Annotated in this window: 12 protein-coding genes; 1 reads left to right on the top strand and 11 read right to left on the bottom strand. The window is 71.5% G+C overall.

What is annotated here, in order from left to right; all coding sequences use genetic code 11:
* Positions 1–6 precede the first annotated feature (6 nt).
* From ABT130_RS30215 to ABT130_RS30165, 11 genes are all read right to left on the bottom strand, one after another.
* The gene (locus ABT130_RS30215; protein WP_350960977.1) at positions 7–3,687 is read right to left on the bottom strand and encodes an ATP-dependent helicase; all 3,681 of its coding nucleotides are present in this window, start codon (positions 3,685–3,687) and stop codon (positions 7–9) included.
* A 103-nt stretch (positions 3,688–3,790) separates the two neighbouring features.
* Positions 3,791–6,991, bottom strand: coding sequence for an ATP-dependent helicase (locus ABT130_RS30210; RefSeq protein ID WP_350960974.1), 3,201 nt, complete (start codon positions 6,989–6,991; stop codon positions 3,791–3,793).
* A gap of 274 nt (positions 6,992–7,265) precedes the next feature.
* Entirely contained in the window at positions 7,266–10,166 is a 2,901-nt protein-coding gene (locus tag ABT130_RS30205; RefSeq protein ID WP_350960971.1) for a CDP-glycerol glycerophosphotransferase family protein, read from the bottom strand.
* 113 nt (positions 10,167–10,279) lie between these two features.
* Positions 10,280–10,588 carry an MGMT family protein gene (locus ABT130_RS30200; RefSeq protein ID WP_350921873.1) on the bottom strand — a complete coding sequence of 103 codons (309 nt, stop codon included), beginning with the start codon at positions 10,586–10,588 and terminating at the stop codon, positions 10,280–10,282.
* Complete coding sequence (locus ABT130_RS30195) at positions 10,576–10,926, bottom strand: hypothetical protein (RefSeq protein ID WP_343977409.1); 351 nt, start codon at positions 10,924–10,926, stop codon at positions 10,576–10,578. Before ABT130_RS30195 ends, ABT130_RS30200 begins: the two co-directional genes overlap by 13 nt.
* Positions 10,927–11,055: 129 nt before the next feature.
* Positions 11,056–12,363, bottom strand: a complete 1,308-nt coding sequence (locus tag ABT130_RS30190; protein ID WP_350960968.1) for a S8 family peptidase — start codon at positions 12,361–12,363, stop codon at positions 11,056–11,058.
* Positions 12,357–13,316, bottom strand: a complete 960-nt coding sequence (locus ABT130_RS30185; RefSeq protein ID WP_350921868.1) for a hypothetical protein — start codon at positions 13,314–13,316, stop codon at positions 12,357–12,359. The genes ABT130_RS30190 and ABT130_RS30185 overlap by 7 nt, the downstream gene beginning before the upstream one ends.
* 130 nt (positions 13,317–13,446) lie before the next feature.
* Positions 13,447–14,730 (bottom strand): S8 family peptidase, encoded by a 1,284-nt coding sequence (locus tag ABT130_RS30180; RefSeq protein ID WP_350960965.1) that lies wholly within the window; start codon positions 14,728–14,730, stop codon positions 13,447–13,449.
* Positions 14,724–15,458 (bottom strand): hypothetical protein, encoded by a 735-nt coding sequence (locus tag ABT130_RS30175; RefSeq protein ID WP_350921863.1) that lies wholly within the window; start codon positions 15,456–15,458, stop codon positions 14,724–14,726. Before ABT130_RS30175 ends, ABT130_RS30180 begins: the two co-directional genes overlap by 7 nt.
* 175 nt (positions 15,459–15,633) lie before the next feature.
* Complete coding sequence (gene moeZ / locus ABT130_RS30170; protein WP_350960963.1) at positions 15,634–16,815, bottom strand: adenylyltransferase/sulfurtransferase MoeZ; 1,182 nt, start codon at positions 16,813–16,815, stop codon at positions 15,634–15,636.
* A gap of 80 nt (positions 16,816–16,895) precedes the next feature.
* Positions 16,896–17,807 carry an alpha/beta fold hydrolase gene (locus ABT130_RS30165; protein ID WP_350960961.1) on the bottom strand — a complete coding sequence of 304 codons (912 nt, stop codon included), beginning with the start codon at positions 17,805–17,807 and terminating at the stop codon, positions 16,896–16,898.
* A gap of 403 nt (positions 17,808–18,210) precedes the next feature.
* On the opposite strand from ABT130_RS30165, the gene ABT130_RS30160 reads away from it, so the two are divergent.
* Entirely contained in the window at positions 18,211–18,531 is a 321-nt protein-coding gene (locus ABT130_RS30160; protein WP_350960958.1) for a hypothetical protein, read from the top strand.
* Positions 18,532–18,876 lie beyond the last annotated feature (345 nt).

Here is an 18,876-nt window from a genome sequence, read left to right as displayed (position 1 = left end):
CCGGGGTCAGCCGAGGCTTGGGACCGACTCGACGAGGGCGACCAGGCCGTGCTCGTCGAGGAGGTCGACGGGGCGGACCGTCTCGCCCAGCAGGACGTAGTGGAAGGCCGCTCCCACCTGCTCCAGCGGGACGGCGGCCAGGTGGGACCAGGCCAGCCGGTAGGCGGCGAGCTGGACGGAGGCGGCGGCCTCGGCCTTCTTGCCCCGGGGACGCCGGCCGGTCTTCCAGTCGACGACCTCGTAGCGCCCTTCGGAGATCTGGAAGACGGCGTCCATCCGGCCGCGGACCACCCGGTCGGCGATCACGGTTTCGAAGGGGACCTCGACGTCGAGCGGCTCCCTGCCCGCCCACTCGCTCTCCTCGAAGCGGTCGCGCAGCTGGTCGAGGTGGGCGTCGGTCTCCTCGAAGTCGTCGGACGCGCCGGGCAGCTCGAACTCGTCCATCAGCCGCTGCTGGCCCCAGCGCCCCTCCAGCCAGCGGTGGAAGGAGGTGCCCCGGCGGGCCAGCGGCGCGGGCTTCTTGGGCACCGGGCGGCGGATCTGCCTGGCCAGCGCCTTGGGGTCGGAGGCCAGCGTGACCAGGGAGGAGACGGTCAGGTGGGCGGGCAGCTCCACCCTGCCGCCACCGCGCCGCCGGTTCATCTCCCGCTCCCTGAGCAGGAGCTCGATGTCACGCTCCCAGGCCTTCGCCCGCTCCCTGTCCCACCCCCGCAGCTCGGCCGCCGGCACCGGCCGCCGTTCCCCTGCCTCGGCCCCGGCTCCGGCCTCGACCTCGGAATCGGCGCGGTCGCCCTGCCAGATGTCCGTCGCTCCGGGAAAAGGCACATCCGCCTCCCCGGGAAAGGACACATCCCCGTTTCCCGGGGCTCCCGGAGAGGGCACGTTCCCCTCCTGCGGATCGCCGGGAAGGGGCACATCACCACCCCCCTGGTCCTCGGGAACGGTGTCACCGTGGTCATCCTCCCCATCCGACAGGTCTTCGGGGAAGAACGCTTCCTCGTCCCACGGATCTTCGGGGAAGGGCACCTCCTCGTCCCGGGGAGCCTCGGGGAGAGGGACATCCTCGTAGTCCCGGGGACCCTCGGGGAAGGGGACGTCCTCGAAGGAGACGGGAGCGGCCCTCCCGGCGAGGGCCGCGAGGGCGGCCTCCACCATGGTGGCGCCGTCGAGAACGGCGGCGTAGCGGGCATCGTCCGGCTCGATCGGCCACCGGGCCTCGGCCGGCTCGGCGAGGAGCGGGTTGGTGGCGCCCTCCTCCATCTCCGGGGCCCAGAAGGCCACCCTGCCGCAGGTGTCGCGGATCTCCAGCAGGAAGTCCGACGGCTCCAGCGGCCTGGACGCGGTGCCCCAGCGGTAGCCGGAGGCGATCAGCAGGTAGTGGGCGCGGGTGACGGCGACGTACGCCAGGCGGCGCTCCTCAAGCAGGTCGCGGTCGCGGCAGCGCTCGTCGAAGTCGGCCAGTTCCTCCTTGGCCAGCCCGGCCAGTCCGGGCAGGTCGGAGGCGTCTCCACGGAGCTGGTAGGGCAGCTTGCGGGGGTTCTCCGTCCACTTCGGGCTGGTCGTGGAGCGGGCCGGGAACACGGTGCCGACGGTGAGCGTCCCGGCCTTCGACAGCGCCTGGGAGAGGCCGGGCACCACCACGACCGGCCATTCCAGCCCCTTGGAGGCATGGACCGTCATCAGCTTCACGCTGTTGCTCTCGCCCACCCGCCCGGCGTCCAGTCCGTTCTCCTCCTCGTCCGCCGCCTTCAGGAACGCCAGGAACGCGCCCAGCGTGGGATCCTCGGAGTCTCCGGCGAACCGGGCGGCGGCGTCCAGAAAGGCGTCGAGGTCGGCGCGGGCGGCGAACGGGCCGACGGCCGTCCCCCTGGCCGCCACCTCGATGTCCAGGCCGAGCCTGCGCTCGATCTCCAGGATCAGGTCGGGCAGCGGCTGGCCGGTGTGGGCGCGCAGCAGGCGCAACTCCTGGGCCATGGCGACCAGCCGCACCCCCGCCAGCGGGGAGAACAGATCCTGCCAGGCGGGACGGTCGGGCAGCTCGTCGAGGGCGTCGACCAGGCTGCCGCGCTCCTCGGCCATGTCGGCCACGACCTGGTCCAGCGGGTCGGCCACCGGCGACGCGCCCTCGCGGGTCTCCCGGTTCAGCTCGCGGGCCCGCTCGCCCAGTTCCTTGAGGTCGGCGGGGCCGATCCGCCAGCGGGGACCGGAGAGCAGCCGCACCAGGGCGTCCCCCGCGCTCGGGTCGTAGATCACTCGCAGGGTGGAGACGATGTCGGCGATCTCCGGCACGAGGAGCAGGCCGCCCAGGCCGACGACCTCGACCGGGATGCCGCGCTCCTCCAGGGCCTTGCGGAGCGCGGGGAACTGCGAGCGTTTGCGCGCCAGGATCGCCACGTCGTGCGGCTGGAGCGACTGCGGCCCGCCCCACATGCTCTGCTTGGCCTTCTTGCGCTCGCCGTCGCCCCACGGCATGCCGTCGGGCGCGCTCTCGACGCCCAGCACCCTGGCGATCTCCAGGGCGGCCCAGCGCGCCTCGTCGTCCGCGGTCTCGTGGAAGGCGCACATCACCCGGCCGCGCTCGACCCGGTTCTTACCGGGCACCAGGACCGGTACCTCCCTGGCCTCCATCCGGAGCGGCAGCTGGAGCCGGGCGGCGACGTCCAGCACGGCGTCGCCGTTGCGGAAGCTGACCGACAGGCGGTTGACAGGCGCGAGCTCCCCCGAGGCGGTCCTGAAGTCACGGGGGAATCGGGTGAGGTTGCCCGCCGAGGCGCCGCGCCAGCCGTAGATGGACTGGCAGGGGTCGCCCACCGCCGTCACCGGGTGGCCGCCGCCGAACAGGGCGCGGAGCAGGACGAGCTGGGCGTGGCTGGTGTCCTGGTACTCGTCCAGCAGGACCACGGCGAACCGCCCGCGCTCGATCTCGCCGACGTCGGCGTGCCGGTCGGCGATCCTGGCGGCCAGCGCCATCTGGTCGCCGTGGTCGACCACCTCCCGGCTGCGCTTGAGGCGGTCGTACGCCTCGACCAGCGGCAGCAGCTGCTCCCTGGCCCGCTGGGTGAGCAGCGGTCTGCGCTGGTCCTTGGTCGGGGTGCCGGGCAGCTCGGCGAGCCGCTGGGCGAGCTTGGTGCCGACGTCGCGCACGTCCTGCGGGGTGCGCAGGTGTTCGGCCAGCTCACCGGCCAGTTCGAGCACCGCCCGGGTGACGGTCGCCGGGCTCCACTCGACCTGCTCCATCGGTCCGTCGTACGCGCTGACCACCCGGCTGGCGAGCTGCCAGGAGACGGCCGGGGAGACCAGGCGCATGGTCGGCTCCAGCGCCTCGCGCAGGGCGTGCTCGGTGACCAGACGGGCCGCGTAGGCGTGGTACGTCGAGATGGTCGGCTCGCCCTCCATCAGCTCCGCCGGCACCTGCCCGACCTCGACGAGACCGTTGAGCCGCTCGCGCACCCGCGCGGCCAGCTCTGCGGCGGCCTTCCTGGTGAAGGTCAGGCCGAGCACCTGCTCGGGGCGGAGCAGCCCGTTGGCGACCAGCCAGACGACGCGCCCGGCCATGGTCTCGCTCTTGCCCGACCCGGCCCCGGCCATCACGACCATCGGTTCGAGCCCGGCCTCGATCACGGCCGCCTGTTCCGGGGTCGGCGGCAGGATGCCCAGCTTGGCGGCAAGCTGAACCGGGCTCAGCACGCGGCGCCCCCGGTGGACGCGACACGGCCCCGGTGCCGGAGAGCGGCACGGACGTGCCCGAGGAACGGCGCGTGGTGCCGGAGACACCCCGCGCCGAGGCGGTTCAGCACACCTGGTCTCCGTTCTTGCTGACCGGGCAGCTCGACCGTACGGCGCAGGTGCGGCAGCCGTCGTTGACCTTGGCCTGAAAGAACGGCCCCGACATGCCGACGGCGACGGTGCCGACCATGTCCTTGGCCCAATCCGGGTCGGGGTCGTCGGACAGGGGAGGCTGTGTCTGCTCCTTGGCCTGCTTCTTGCCCGCCGCGTCGCCCACCTGGACCAGGGCCGCGCCGCCCGGCTCGGTCAGGCCGTGCCGCTGGAAGGCGCCGAGCAACGCGGCGAGCTGGTAGACGCCGAGCTGGGGGTGGCGTTCGAGCTCGGCGTCCTTGGCGCCGGTCTTGCCGGTCTTGATGTCGATGATCACGGCTCGGCCCTCACCGTCGCGCTCGACCCGGTCGACCCGGCCCTTGATCTGCACCCCCTCGGAGACCATGGCCGTGAACGCCTCCTCCAGGCCGACCAGTGTCCGGGGGTTGTTCTCGTGCCAGGCGACGAATTTGGAGATCATCTCCTCGGCGACCGCGCGCTGCTTGCGGTTGTACCAGACACCGCCGAAGTCGAGCTCGTTCCAGACCTCGTCCAGGCGCTTGCCGAGGGTCTCCTCGGTGGGCATGCCGGTCGCGGCGAGGACCGCCAGCGCGTGCACGACGGTGCCCAGACCTCGGGCCACGTCGGTGCCGCCCGCGCCCACCGAGGTCTCCAGCAGCCAGCGCAGGCCGCACTTGCTGAAGCTCTCCACCGCCGAGGGCGAGACGCGCACGATGTCGTCGGGCCAGCTCAGCGGGCGGTCGTCGGAGATGGGGGTGAGGGCGTACCAGTCGTTGGGGTGGGCGCCGGGCACTCCCGCGGCGGCGAGCCTGGCCAGGTGCTCGGCCGCCGCCCTGCGCAGCGGTTCTGGCCTGGTGGAGTCGGTGACCGCCGATCGCAGGTCGGCCACCAGCGCGGACATGCTCAGCCAGCGGGACCGCTCGTCGACGCCCGCCTCCTCGGTCGAGCCGGGCACCAGCTCGGTGAGGAAGCGGGAGGGCCGCTCCTCGGTGTCGTCGCCGCCCACGGCGGTGACGATGAGCCTGCTCCTGGCCCTGGTGGCGGCCACGTAGAACAGCCGACGCTCCTCGGCCAGCAGCTGGGAGGCGAGCGCGGCGGAGACGGCCGCCGGGTTCTCGTGCTCGGAACCCTCGGCCCTGGCGACCATGTCGTCGGTACTCAGGATGGACCCGCGCAGCCGCAGGTCCGGCCAGGCGCCCTCCTGGACCCCGGCGACGACCACCACGTCCCACTCCAGGCCCTTGGAGCGGTGCGCGGTGAGGATGCGGACCTTGTCTCCGTCGGGAGCCCGAGCGGCGAGGGAGTCGCCGGGGATCTCCTGGGCGACCAGGTCCTCGACGAACACGTCCACCCCGGCGTGCGGGAGCCGGTCGACGAACCTGGCCGTGTGGTCGAAGAGCGCCACGACGGCGTCGAGGTCACGGTCGGCCATGGTGCCCCTGACACCGCCCCTGAGGCTGACCTCGGTCCACTTTCCGGCCAGCCCGGTGGCCTGCCAGACGGTCCACAGCACGTCCTCGGCGGTGCCGCCCTGCCGTACGGCCTCGGTGGCGGCGGAGATGAGACCGGCGACCCGCTCGGCGGGCAGCGCCACGTGCGGCTCCACCCGCACCAGTTCCCGCGCGTCCTTCAGCGCGGCGACCAGCAGCTCTCCCGAGGAGCGGGGGCCGGGGGCCGCGCGCTCCAGGTCGAGATCCACATCGAGATCCACATCGAGAGCCACGTCGCGATCCGCCTGCTCGGCCGCCTCGTGCTCGGCGGGCTGGGCCAGCGCCTCGTGCTCGGCGATCCGCAGGGCGCGGCGGAGGCGGCGCACACCGATCATGTCGGTGCCGCCGAGCGCGCCGGTCAGCAACTCTTCCGCCACCCCCTCGTCGAGGGTCTCCGGGTGCAGCGCCACCTGGATGAGCCTGATCAGCGGCCGCACGCCCGGCTCCTGGAAGAGCGGCACCTCGCCGCCGCCGACCACGACCGGCACCCCGGCGGTGACCAGGGCGCGGCGCAGCAGCGGCACCTGGCGGGTCGCGGAGCGGACCAGCACCGCCATCCGCGACCAGGGGACCCCGTCGAGCAGGTGCGCCCTGCGGAGCGTGTCGGCCACGATCGCCGCCTCCTGAGGTGCCCCGTCGGCCACCAGCACCCGTACGTCACCGGGGTCGGCGTCCGGCAGGGCGCGCAGGTCACGGTGGGCGGCCCCGCCGGGGATGGCGGGCAGCCGGGTGGTGACGCGGCGGGTGGCCCGCAGCAGGTTCCGGCCGCTGCGGCGGCAGACGCGCAGCGCGACGACGGGGGCCTTCGCGCCGTGGGTGTCGCGGAACCGGTCGGTGAAGTTCATGATCCCTCGGACGTCGGCACCGCGGAAACCGTAGATCGACTGGTCGGGATCGCCGACCGCGACCAGGTCGCGCCCCTCCCCCGCCAGTTGCTGGAGCAGGAACTCCTGGGCGGGATCGGTGTCCTGGTACTCGTCGACGAAGACGGCGTCGTACGCCGATCGCTCGCGGTCGCGCACCTCGGGGTCGGAGAGCAGCGCCCCCGCCGCCCGGATCAGCTCCGCGTAGTCGAGCACCGGTTCGAGATCGAGGTCGAATCTGGCCTGGTAGCGGTCCGCGAACCTGCCTGCGGCCATCCAGTCGGGGCGGCCGTGGCGGCGGCCCAGCCCGACCAGCTCCGGCCCGTCGAGGCCGCGTTCGGCGGCGCGGGCCAGGAAGTCACGGAGCTCGGAGGCGAAGCCGCGCGTCTTGAGCGCCTCGTGCATGTCCTGCGGCCAGTGGACGGCGCCGTCCTCCAGCTCGCCGTGGAGCAGGCGGCGGATCTCCAGGAGCTGCTCGGGGCCGGTCAGCAGGCGCGGCGGCACCCCTCCGGCGATCACCGCCTCACGGCGGAGCAGCGCGTAGGCGTAGCTGTGGAAGGTGAGGGAGAGCGGGGTGCGGGTGGTACGGCGCATCCGGGCCGTGATGCGCTCGCGCAACTCCTCGGCGGCCTTGCGGCTGAAGGTGAGGACGAGCACCCGCTCGGGGTCGACGCCCCGGCGCTCGATCCGGTCCACGACGGTCTCCACGATCGTGGTGGTCTTGCCGGTGCCCGGCCCGGCGAGCACGAGCAGCGGGCCGCTCTCGTGGGCCACCACCGCCCGCTGGTGCTCGTCCAGCACAGGGGCAACAGTTCTCCCCGCACCCTCACGACGTACCAGCCGCCAGTCCTGACCACTCACAACTCGCCATTCCACCAGATCCCGGACGATGATCGTGCCGAGTCGGCGGGTACGGCATGGCGGATTGTCGGCCCCGCCGGGTGGGCTACGGGCGGGGCCGGCTGGGATCGATGATCAGAGCAAGGCGCTGACCTGCGCCGGAACGTCCCGGAACGGGTTCAGGGGCCGAGCGGCCGATCCCGGGGGCCGCTCGGCGGCCGCCCCCGGGAACCGCTCAGGAGAGGAAGACGTGGTCGACGAGCCTGGCCGTCGCCTTGCCGTCGTCGCGGGGCGCGTAGGTGCGCTGGAAGAGGTCGTACCGCTCGGCGTGGGCGGCGGTCACCTCGTCGATCGACCGCAGTGCCTTGATGACCTCGGCCCCGGTGGAGAGCAGCGGGCCGGGCGCCTCCGCGGCCAGGTCGAGGTACATGCCCCGCTTGGACGAGTAGCGCTGCAGGTCGTGCGTGAAGAAGAGCATCGGCCTGCCGGTCGCCGCGAAGTCGAACATGACCGACGAGTAGTCCGTGATCAGCACATCGGCGATCAGCAGCAGATCTGTAATATCGGGATATGTCATGACGTCGCGTCCGAGGCCGGCGGGCACGTTGGGCGCCGCCTGCATCGAGTGCGCCCTGATCAGGAACTCGTGGCCGGGGCCGAGCACCCGGTGCGCCTCGGCCAGGTCCAGGCGGATCGAGGCGTTCTTGCGGTCGTAGTCGCGGTAGGTCGGCGCGTAGAGCACCACCCTCGCCCCCTCGGCGATGCCGAGCCTGGCGCGCATCCGCGCCGCCATCTCGTCGCGGTCGGGGGCCACCAGCACGTCGTTGCGCGGGTAGCCGCTCTCCAGGACCTCCCCCTGGTAGCCGAACGCCTTGCGCAGCACCCGGGTCGCCCAGGGACTCTGGGAGACCAGCAGGTCCCAGCCGCGCACCTCGACCGCCTGCCGGTGCCAGGCCGGCGGCCTGGGGTCACGGGACATGTGCGGCAGGTCGTTGCCCAGGCGCTTGACCGGGGTGCCGTGCCAGGTCTGCACGACCGTCTGGTCCTCTCGCGCCCGGAACCAGGGCGGCAGGAAGCCGTTGGTCACCACGTACCGCGAGCGGGCCAGCACCGCGTAGTGCTCGCGGCTGCCCGCGCGCACCACGGTCGGCCCCTCGCCCTCGCCGAAGCCGAGCTCCGCGGGGCCCGGCGGCGTGAACGCGCCGTCCTTGACCACCCAGATGTGCTCTCCGGCGTCGCCGCGCCGCACGCGCTCCTCGTAGATCGCGCGGACGTTGCCCTCGTACTGCCGCCCGTCGTAGGCGACGTAGACGATCGCGTCGTTCAGCTCGCGGGTCCGCTCCGCGGGATAGAAGCCGCGGCGCAGCGCGTACAGGCCGCCGGCGCCCTTCTCGTCGTCGGGGCGGTGCTCGGCGACGGAGAGCACCGGAATGTCGAAGCGGGTGGAGATCAGGCGGTATTCACGGCCGTCACGGATCTTCGTGTCCTCGTCCAGATCGTCGAGGATGGCGTGGTCGACGCGGAACGGGACGATCTGGCCGGCCGGGTCGCGGACCGCCATGCTCCAGGTGCCGCTGCCCAGCGGCACCGTGTCCCCGAAACGGGGCATCGCGGCGGCCGCGATCCGCACCGTGAAACGGGAGCCCTCCCGCTCCAGGGGGATGGCGTGGATCAGCCCGCTGCGGTGCTTGAGGGTCAGCTCGGCCGCGCCGGAGCCCGGGTAGGAGCCCTCCAGGACGAGCACGCCCTGCTCGTCCCAGGTCGCGGCGGTGATGACCGGGCGGATCCGGTGCGCGGAGACGCTCACCCGGTCACGCCGGTCACGCAGCACGGTGATCTCACGATCCCCGACGACCGTGCGGCTCTCCTCCGCCTTGCCGATCATGACGGAGGCGGCGGGATCGCCCTTGGGCTCGATCCAGAGACGGCCGCCGTCGCGTTCCTGCAGCAGGGAGGCCACGGCGAGCGGCACGACGACCGCGGTGCCGCCGTCGACGGGGGTGAAGTCCGCGGCGATCCGATGACCGTCCAGCCTGGCGTGCCCCCTGCTCGCCTCCTTGCCCGGCAGGAAGACCTGGACCTCCAGCCGCTCGCCGTCCAGCTTCACGCCGGTCAGCTCGGCCCTGGTGGGCTGTAGCACCACCTGGAGCGCCCGGTCGGAGGTCCAGACGGGGCGGATCCACCAGCCCCCGCCGAGATCAAGCCCCGAGGGGCGCTCGGTACGGCCGGTGGAGGGACCGCGCAGCAGGCCGACGGCACGGGCGCCCCGGCTCCAGATCACGATCTCGGCGCGCCAGGTGGTGGTGTCCTGCACGGTGGCGCGGCGGCGCAGCAGCCGCTTGCCGCCGCGCACGACGGCCCGCACCGCGGAACGCCAGCGCAGCGGCCACGGGCTCAGTTCGGCGGTGAACCCGGACCAGTCGTAGTTGCAGCCGGCCTCTTCCGCGCCGTAGGTCGCCTCGGGGTGGAAGACCCTCCGGGTGCGCAGCCGCACCGGCGGCAGCCAGCGCGGGCCGCGCAGCACCACCGTGGCCCTGTTGAAGCGGCGGCTGCGCACCGACAGCCCGGCCAGATAGGCGTGGCCGCTGACGTGCAGCCGCCCGCCGGACCAGGAGATGTCCTCGATCTGGGTCATCGGGATGAGGTCCGCGGCCCGCAGCCGGAACAGGGCCTCGGGCAGCTCGTCCTGGAGCGGCAGATCCGCGTACCAGCGGAGTTTCTTGCGGACGCGCCTGGACGGCTCCGCCGCGGCGGCCACGAGCTTCTGCAGCGCGTCGCCGTCGGCGAGGTCGTCGATCTCGCGGTGCTCGATCAGGTGAAAGGCGATCCTGCGGGCGACCGGCAGGTCCCGCTTGACCCTCGCGTCCACACCGGTCACGTACGGCTTCAGGACCGTGACGAACTCGCGGCGCCGCGCGGCACCCCGCTTGGTGGCGATGTCCAGCCGGGAGCCCAGCGGCCCGGCCAGCGCGTCGGCGTCGAAACGACGGCGCTCATGCGGCTTCAGCCCGTCGGCCAGCACCGCGGCCATGATCGAGTCGAGTGGTTCTCCCCGGTCGCAGAGATCCTGGACAACCCGAAGACGATCAACGACGGGGTCGCCGCTGGCTCGTGCGGGGGTGGCACCGATGGCCATGGGGAAAGCACCGCCTTTCGGACAGAGCGCTGTCCTAGGCCATGGTAGTGCGCCACGGCAGGGCCGGTTACGCGGTGAATTAAGGGTTCCCGGGATTTACAGGCTTTTGTGATCTAAGGCTTTCCGTCCCATCGGGCCTCCCGCATATCGGCTCGGGCGCCCCTCAGCGGGGTCCGTTCCTCGCGCCAGTTCGCCAGGCATCGTTGCTCGTGGCCGGGTGGCGGGGTGCCGTCGGCGTGCACGACGCGCCACCAGGGCACGCCCCCGCCCCAGGTGGACATCACCCTGCCGACCTGGCGCGGGCCGCCCTCGCCGAGATACTCGGCGATGTCGCCGTAGGACATCACCATGCCGGGCGGAATGCGCTCGACCAGATCCAGCACCCGCTCGGCGTACGGGGTGGGATGGCCTACTGGCTCCATACCGTCGGTCCGGCCGAGAGGATCTCGTCGAGTTTGCCGAACTCGTAGGCCACCGAGCCGTTCAACTGCTCGACCAGACCGCCGCGGATCGCGTAGGACTCGCCGTCCTCGCCGACCAGCCGCGCTCCCAGCAGAGCGGACACGCGTGCCAGCTGGGCCACCTGCCAGTCCGATCCGGGGGCGCCGGACAGGCGGCCGTTCCATATCGCTATGGCATGAACCGCGCCATTGTGGCGGGCCAGGACCTCCCCCGACTCCTGCGACCCTCTGAACTCGAACCCCGCCTGCCCCAGCACAGTCGCGAGTTCCGCGAAGGCGAGAGGCGCAGGGCGCTCCACGCGCAACTCGTACCCCATAACGCGGGAGAATAGCGAACCTTCCGGGTTTCCCGGAGTGTAAATCCCGACATTCGGGCTACCGCATCCGAACAGTGTCCTAAACGCGTTCTAATTGACTTCAAACTGCGCTTATCCCCGCGATCTCCCACGCTTGGTCGTTTCGGCATCGACCACTACCGGCCCATTCCCGTCCGAGTGCCGGCCGAGCATCACCACGGCCGCCGCGAACGCCACCAGGCCGCCGACCAGGCCCGTTCCGTAAAGCCAGAGCCTCAGCGGATCGGGGCCCGGCCTGCTGTACTCCTCGTGCGGGACGCCGGCGCCGAAGTGCTTGTCATCCGGGACCGAGATCTCCACCGCACCCGCCACGAGCCGATCCGCCTTGGCGAGCGCCGCGGCGGCGTCGACGACGCCGAACCCGATGTGGTCGTCGTAGCCGGCGGTGGGACTCGCCGAAGCCGTGGAGACCAGTGCCTGCGCCACCATCTGCGGGGCAATATTCGGGTATTTCGCTTTTATTAGTGCGGCGACCCCTGCCACCAGCGCGGTCGCCGAACTGGTCCCCTCAGAGGATCCGTAGTTTCCGCCGGGGACGACCACCGGCACCCCGACACCGGGCGCCGAAACCAGAACCGACAGATTGTCACTGCTGAAGCTCGCCGGCTTGCCCAGCCTGTCCACCGCACCCACACCGATGACCCCGGAATATCCGGCGGGAAAGTTCCAGAAGGAGGTGGAGTTGTCCATGGTGTACTGGGAGTCTCCGTCGTTGCCCACGGCGGCGACGAGTACCACGCCCCTGGACAGCGCGTAGGAGACCGCCTCCCGCTCGCTCTGGTGCGGCCCGTAGGCACCCAGCGACATGCTGATGACCTTGGCGCCGTTGTCCGCGGCGTAACGGATCGCCCGGGCCAGCGGGCTGTCGGTGCGCGAGCGCAGATCCTCCTCCGGCAGCACGGAACCGTCCTTGGGCCGCTCCTCGACGATCAGCGGCAGCGAGAGGATCCTGGCCTCGGGGGCGATCCCGAGAAGACCTTCCTCGCCGTTGCCCGCCCCGGCGATGAGCGAGGCCATGGCGGTGCCGTGCCGTCCGGCGTCCGGCTTGCTCCGGTCGAACTTGACAGATCCCATGTCGGGTCCGGAGATCACCCGCCCGCGCAGCTCGGCCACCTGGTCGTCCACCCCGCTGTCGACCAGGGCCACGGTGACGCCCGAGCCCCTGGTGACCTTCCACGCCTCCTGCGCGCGCAACATCTCCAGCACCCAGCGCTGGTCCTCGCGCACGTCGGCGGTGCCCTCCGGCGGCGCGGCCAGTACCGGAACGGCGGGCATCCCGGCGGGCATCCCGGCGGGCACGGTCGCGAAGGCGGGCACCGCCGGGACCGCCACCGAGATCGCGACCAGCACTCCCGTCGCCCACAACCGCCGCCTCAGCACACGTTCCCCTGGGTGCACTGGGGCACGGCGCTCGGCTCGTCGCCGAGGGCCCTGGCGATGCGCCCCGCGACCGCCTGGGCCGCGGGCCACAGCTCGCTGTGCAGGATCTCCTCCGGGGCGATCGCCTGGCGGGTGCGGCCGTCGGTGTAACCGGCGGTGGAGAAGACGATGTAGGGGCCGACGCCGACCCAGGCGTTGTGCTGGCGCTGGGCCGCCCCGAACAGCTCGGTCGCCGTGCCGGGGAAGGCCACGGGCCGCACCCCCACCCTGTCGTCCACGGCCAGCTGCGCGGAGGCGGCGAGCCGCCGCTCCTCGTCGGCGAGCACGGCGATGCCCACGGTGAAGACGAACGTGGACGTCTGGTCGACGTAGGTGGCCCGCAGCAGCGTGCGGCAGCCGTGCCGGGTGAGCACCGACCCCACCTGCGCGTCGGTACCGGCCGCGCAGGCCACCTCGGGCGCGAGGCCGACCCTGCGGGCGTACTGCTGGACCCTGCCGAGGCCGATGTACTGCAGCTCGACGGGGAAGACCAGGTCCGCGGTCCAGGTGTACCAGCGCCTGGCGATGTCGTCGGAGATGTAGCGGGCCTGCTCGGCGGCGGTCAGCGGGCGCGAGCTCGTCTCGCGCAGCAGCCCGACCGCACCGGTCAGCACGTTGGTGGCGGCGATGGCGAGGATCGTGCCCACCAGGATCAGGAAGATCGTACGGAACCGGACGCCCTGTTCCAGGGCCGCCAGTTCGGCACGCTGAATCGCCGCGCGGTCACGGCCCGCCGCGGGCCAGGAGCGCACGCGGTGCCGCCTGACCGTGGCGTCCTGCGCGGGCGCCCGCCTGGTCCGGCCGCCCCCCGCGGCGCTCACCCGGGAGCCGGACGGTGGCCAGCCGCCGCGAGCGCGGGAGGCCGGGGCTCCCAGATGCCGCTCCGGCTCCTGGGACCGCCCTGACTGCGACATACTCCGATGCTACGTCGCCTGCCCTCTCCGCCCTATCAGCGGCGTGCATTTTCGCGGTGCCGGCTCCGGCGGCGACCTTGGTGCCGACCTCGGCCCGGCTCCGGCCGCGACCCGGGTCCGGGCCCGGTGCTCACGGCCAGGGCGCGGTGACCGCGTCGGGCGTGGGTTCCTGGTAGGTCGTCGACGAGCGCGCACGGCCGACGAACACGGCGATCGTGACCAGGCAGGCGATCGCGCCGAGCCCGGCGGCCACGGCCACCCCGCCGTACAGGTTGATCCTGTCCCGGTCACGGTGGACGACCCGCACCGGCTCGACCGCCAGGCCCAGCGGGCGGGCGGGGTCGTGACCACCGGCCCCCTCCGCGGTGAGGGTGTGCCGGGAGATCCTGGCGGCCGCGGCGAGTGCCCGGGTGGCGTTGACGACGCCGAAGCCCATGCCGGTGTCGTAGCCGCCGGTGGGCCGCCGGGTGGCTCCCGCAGTGATCGCCTGGACAACCAGCACGGGCGACATTTCTGGATATTTCGCCTTAATGAGGGCGGCGACCCCCGATACCAGGGCGGTCGCCTGCGAGGTGCCGCGGCCTACCCAGTACTCGTCGCCGGGGCCTGCCCCGAGGATGTCCACCCCCGGCGCGGCCACCAGGACCGAGGGGTTCCGGTTGGAGAACGAGGCACGGCGCAGCCCCCGGTCCGTCGCGGCGACCGAGACCACTCCCGGGAAGGCCGCCGGGTAGGAGTAGGGGGCGTTGCCGCTGGCGTCGGTCTCCTCGGCGCCGTCGTTGCCCGCCGCCGCGACGAGCACGACCCCCTTGGAGATCGCGTAGCGGATCGCCGACCGCTCCTCCCTGGTCGCCAGTTCCTTGGAGATCGACATGTTGATCACGTCGGCACCGTGGTCCACCGCGTACCGGATGCCCCTGGCCACCACGTTCTCGTAACGCTCGGCGGTGTTGAACTCCCGGAACCCGGGCTCCTCGTCCTCCAGGATAACCCGCACCGACAGCACCTTCGCGCGGGGCGCGACACCGATCACCCCGTCCGCCCCGCCTGGCCCGTGACCGTGCCCGGCGATCAGCGACGCCATGTACGTGCCGTGCAGCCGGAGGGGCTGCACACCCCGCGGGTTGGCCCCGGCGGTGAAGTCCTTACCCTCGATCACCGACCCGACCAGGTCGCGGTGGCCGCTGTCCACCCCCGAGTCGAGCACAGCCACGATCACGTCCTCCCCCTCGGACACCCGCCACGCGGCGGGCAGGTCGAGGGTCCGCAGCACCTCTTGCTGGCTGTCCCTGACGTCGTCGGCCCGCGCGGCCGGGGCCAGTCCCGCCACCCCCGTCAGCACCACCAGTGCCAGCAGCGTCGTCGCCGCGAGCGCCCCGCGGGCGGCGGACAGACGCCTCGGCACGGTCAGCATCGCCACTCCGCGGAGGCACAGTCGGGACGGGCGGGCCTGGTCAGGTCGGCGAGGATCCGGTCGGCGATGTCGCCGGTGAACGCGAACAGGGTGGGCCGCTGCTCGCCGACCGCGCTGGCGGGCCGGCCGTCGGTCTGGCCGACCGTGGCCATCACCACGTAGGGACCCGCCTGCCGGACGAGGCCGGCCTGGCGCCCCGCGGAGACGAACCGGTCGGTGACGGTGCCGGGGAAGGCCAGCGCCCTCAGGCCCGGCGAGGGCCGGTCGCCCCTGGGTAGCGCCGCCTTGGCCCTGGTGGCGCCGATCTCGTCGGTGAAGGCCGCGACCCCGATGGTGACGACGATCCCCTGGAGCGCGTCGATGTAGGTGGCGCGCAGGATGCCCAGGCAGCCGGCCTCCCGGAGCGCCTTGCGCAGCTTGGCGTCGACCGCGTCGTCACAGCGGGTCTCCGGCGAGATGCCCACCCTGCGGGCCCTCTCCTCGCCCCCCTGCTCCGCGGCGTAACGGACCGTCTTGGGGAAGACCCGCCCGGCGGGCCACGCCTGCCAGCGCCGGGCCACCTCGTCGAGTGCCGCCCGATCGAGCTCCGCCTGGGTCGGCCCCCGGGTGAGCTCCGTTCCGGCGGCGCTGGTCGCCACCCCGGCCACGACCGCGCAGAACAGCGTCAGCGCCGATGCCACGACCAGCGCCGGCCATGAATGCCGTCGCTGACGTGGGACTTCGTTCACGCTCTCGACCTTAATGCGGTGAGGCGGGTGCCATCCGCCGTTCCGTCCATATCCGTCGGAGCGGAAAGCACATGTGGCGGCGGGGCGAGTGCCTCCCGAACGGCAGGGGAACGGCGAGCGCCCCGTGGGGCGCGTGCTCCACGGGGCGCGGGCGGTGAAAGCCCCACCGGGCCGGTCAGTAGGTCGGCAGGCTCGGGTCGATGGTCTTGATCCAGCTGAGCACGCCGCCGCCCACGTGGACGGCGTCGGAGAAGCCCGCGCTCTTGATGACCGCCAGGACCTCGGCGGAACGGGCACCGGACTTGCAGTGCAGGACGATCTTCTTGTCCTGCGGGAGCCCCTCCAGCGCGGATCCGTTGAGGAACTCGCCCTTGGGGATGAGCACCGCGCCGGGGATGGACACGATCTCGTACTCGTTCGGCTCGCGGACGTCGATCAGGTAGATGTTCTCGTCCGCGTCCTGCATGGACTTGAGATCGGCCGCGGTGATCGTGGAGCCGGAGGCGGCCTCCTGGGCCTCCTCGGAGACCGCGCCACAGAACGCCTCGTAGTCCTCCAGGAGCTGGGTGACCGTCGGGTTCTTGCCGCAGAGCACGCACTCGGGGTCCTTACGGACCTTGACCGAGCGGTAGTTCATCTCCAGGGCGTCGTAGATCATCAGACGGCCGACCAGCGGCTCACCGATGCCCGTGAGGAGCTTGATGGCCTCGTTGACCTGGATGGAGCCGATCGACGCGCACAGCACGCCGAGCACGCCGCCCTCGGCGCACGAGGGGACCATGCCGGGCGGCGGGGGCTCGGGGTAGAGGCAGCGGTAGCAGGGGCCGTGCTCGGCCCAGAAGACGCTGGCCTGGCCGTCGAAGCGGTAGATGGAGCCCCAGACGTACGGCTTGCCGAGGAGGACCGCCGCGTCGTTGACCATGTAACGGGTGGCGAAGTTGTCCGTGCCGTCCACGATCAGGTCGTAGCCGGCGAAGATCTCCATCACGTTGTCCGTGGTGAGCACTTCGTTGTGGATGACCACGTTGACCAGGGAGTTGATCTCCCTGACGCTGTCCGCGGCACTCTCGGCCTTGGGGCGGCCCACGTCGGACTGGCCGTGGATGACCTGCCGCTGCAGGTTGGACTCGTCGACCACGTCGAAGTCGATGACGCCGAGCGTGCCCACTCCGGCGGCGGCGAGATAGAGCAGCCCCGGGGAACCCAGGCCACCCGCGCCCACACAGAGCACCTTCGCGTTCTTCAGGCGCTTCTGCCCGGCCATGCCCACGTCCGGGATGATCAGGTGGCGCGAGTAGCGGCGCACCTCATCGACGGTCAACTCGGCTGCCGGCTCTACCAGCGGTGGCAACGACACAGTTCTGCTCCCGTTTCAGGGGGTCTTGACGATACGGCTAGCGCAGCACGCTCCACTCACAACCTAACCTGGTGCCCTGGTCATTCCCCAACCGGAGTGAGGACCGTCTCACCTATCAGGATCCTGGCCTCGCGGGCCACCCTGTCGGGGAACTCCATCTGGGCCACATGCCCGGCGTCGGGCAGCAGCACCAGTTTCACCTGCGGGAACGTCCGGCCCGCACGGGCCGCCATCCGGGGGTTGACGAGCCGGTCGTGGCGGCCGTGCACGACCAGCGTGGGCGCGGTCACCTGGGCCGCCTGCCGCCATAGGTTCGTCTCCCCGCGCCGGAAGTACTCGGCGACGATGCCGCGCGCCGAGTTGATCAGTGCCGCCCCCGCGTACGGGAGGCCGTCCCGGCGGCGCACCTCCTCGATCGCCTCCTTGAGCCGCTCCGGGTGAATCCTCCCCACGTCGGCGTAGCACATGGCGAGCGTGGCACCGAGCCTGCGCTCGGCGGGCAGCAGGCTCAGCCGGCTCGCCGCCCACTCGCCGAGCCTGGGCACGGCGGACAGCGCCACCCGCACGGGGCCGTACCTGGGCAGCAGGTCGGGCAGGGCCGGTGAGATCAGGGTGAGCGAGCGGATCAGGTCGGGACGGGTGGCGGCGAGCCGCACGGAGACGGCTCCGCCCAGGGAGTTGCCGAACAGGTGGACGGGGGTCCGCGAGACCCGCTCTATCAGGGCGGTGACGGTCCGTACGTGGGCGTCGACGGAGTAGTCGCCGCCGGGCGGCTCGGGCGAGTATCCGGCGCCCGGCAGGTCGACGGCATGACCGGTCACCACGTCGGAGAGCTCACCCATCAGGTCGGTCCAGTTGGTCGCGGAGCCCGCGAGGCCGTGTACGTAGACGGCGGTCTCCGCGGGGCCTGGCGGGGTCGATCGCACGTGGATCCGCTGGTCGCCGAGGTCGACCATCTCGCCCTGCCAGTTGGGGATCGGTTTGTGTACCACGCGTCTCCTCCTGTCGTCCGGCCGCTCTTCCACGATAGTTCGCCTCTCGCTACGACAGACGACAGCCCCCGGATGCCACAAAAGGCACATAAGCCTATTTTAGCTGAATATCTTTTTATTACACACTTTATCGCCATTAGTTAGATGCCCCCTCCAGCCCCCTCTCCTTGAAGAACAAAAGCGACATTAAAGACATTTAATCTTAAATTAGCCGGTAACCATCCAAGATCGACCACAAATAGATAAGGAGAGTGCAAAAGGATTTGATCTCTGTTTATCGGCAGACATGCGAGGAAATCATGACAACCAGGGGTGGCTCATCACTCGCCATCTCCGGTAATTCCCGGATGATTCGGTAAGTGCCGAAAATCGGGGCAACCGATCCTTTCAAGGGGGAAACGCAATGCCCAAGTACAAGGGTGTCCTCGCAGGGCTCGCGATCAGCACGGCGCTGACCGGCGGAGTCGTCGGCATGGGCGCAGCGACCACCGTCACCAGCGCCAGCGCGATGACCACCACGATCACCGGCGCCGCCTTCCCGACCTGGGGCGGCGGCTGCGGTCGCGGCTGCGGCTGCGGCCGCTCGCACTTCCGCCGCACCCACCACCGCTTCAGGCTGACCCTCAACAACCGCAGCAACAACGACAACCACCTGGACAACTTCAACCGCAACGACCGCCTCGTACCCGTTCTCGTCGAGCGCGAGGAAAGGGAAAGGGCGTAGCAGGCCTCCCGATCACCGGAGTCACACCCCGATCGGGGCGCGGCACAGCCGGAACATGAGGCCACTCACGGCCGAATCCGCGATTTGAAGCGGCTTCGGAACCGTAACGGAGCGACAGGGCACCGTATTCGCCACGATCACCGCTTCTCACCGAGAAGCAGCGACCGGACCTCGAATACCGGAACTTGAGGAGAAATCCCCAAGCCCTGGCTCTCGACAAAGTGCGAGTTCTCATTTCTCACGAATCACAGCGGGGCCCCGCGGTTTTCGAACCGCGGGGCCCTCGCCCATGTGCCCCACCTCCGGCACGTCACCACAACGGAAGAGCGGCGGGGAGGGGAAGAG

Origin of the sequence: Streptosporangium sp. NPDC001681, from assembly GCF_040298085.1 — a bacterium.
Lineage (GTDB): Bacteria > Actinomycetota > Actinomycetes > Streptosporangiales > Streptosporangiaceae > Streptosporangium.
The sequence above is the reverse complement of the archived record's forward strand: the minus strand, read 5'-3'. Positions and strand labels throughout refer to the sequence as shown.

Bases quoted from the DNA above. Each gene is read 5' to 3' on its own strand.
- ABT130_RS30205 (WP_350960971.1), bottom strand. From the start codon at position 10,166: ATGGCCATCGGTGCCACCCCCGCACGAGCCAGCGGCGACCCCGTCGTT.
- ABT130_RS30200 (WP_350921873.1), bottom strand. From the start codon at position 10,588: ATGGAGCCAGTAGGCCATCCCACCCCGTACGCCGAGCGGGTGCTGGAT.
- ABT130_RS30185 (WP_350921868.1), bottom strand. From the start codon at position 13,316: ATGTCGCAGTCAGGGCGGTCCCAGGAGCCGGAGCGGCATCTGGGAGCC.
- ABT130_RS30180 (WP_350960965.1), bottom strand. From the start codon at position 14,730: ATGCTGACCGTGCCGAGGCGTCTGTCCGCCGCCCGCGGGGCGCTCGCG.
- ABT130_RS30160 (WP_350960958.1), top strand. From the start codon at position 18,211: ATGCCCAAGTACAAGGGTGTCCTCGCAGGGCTCGCGATCAGCACGGCG.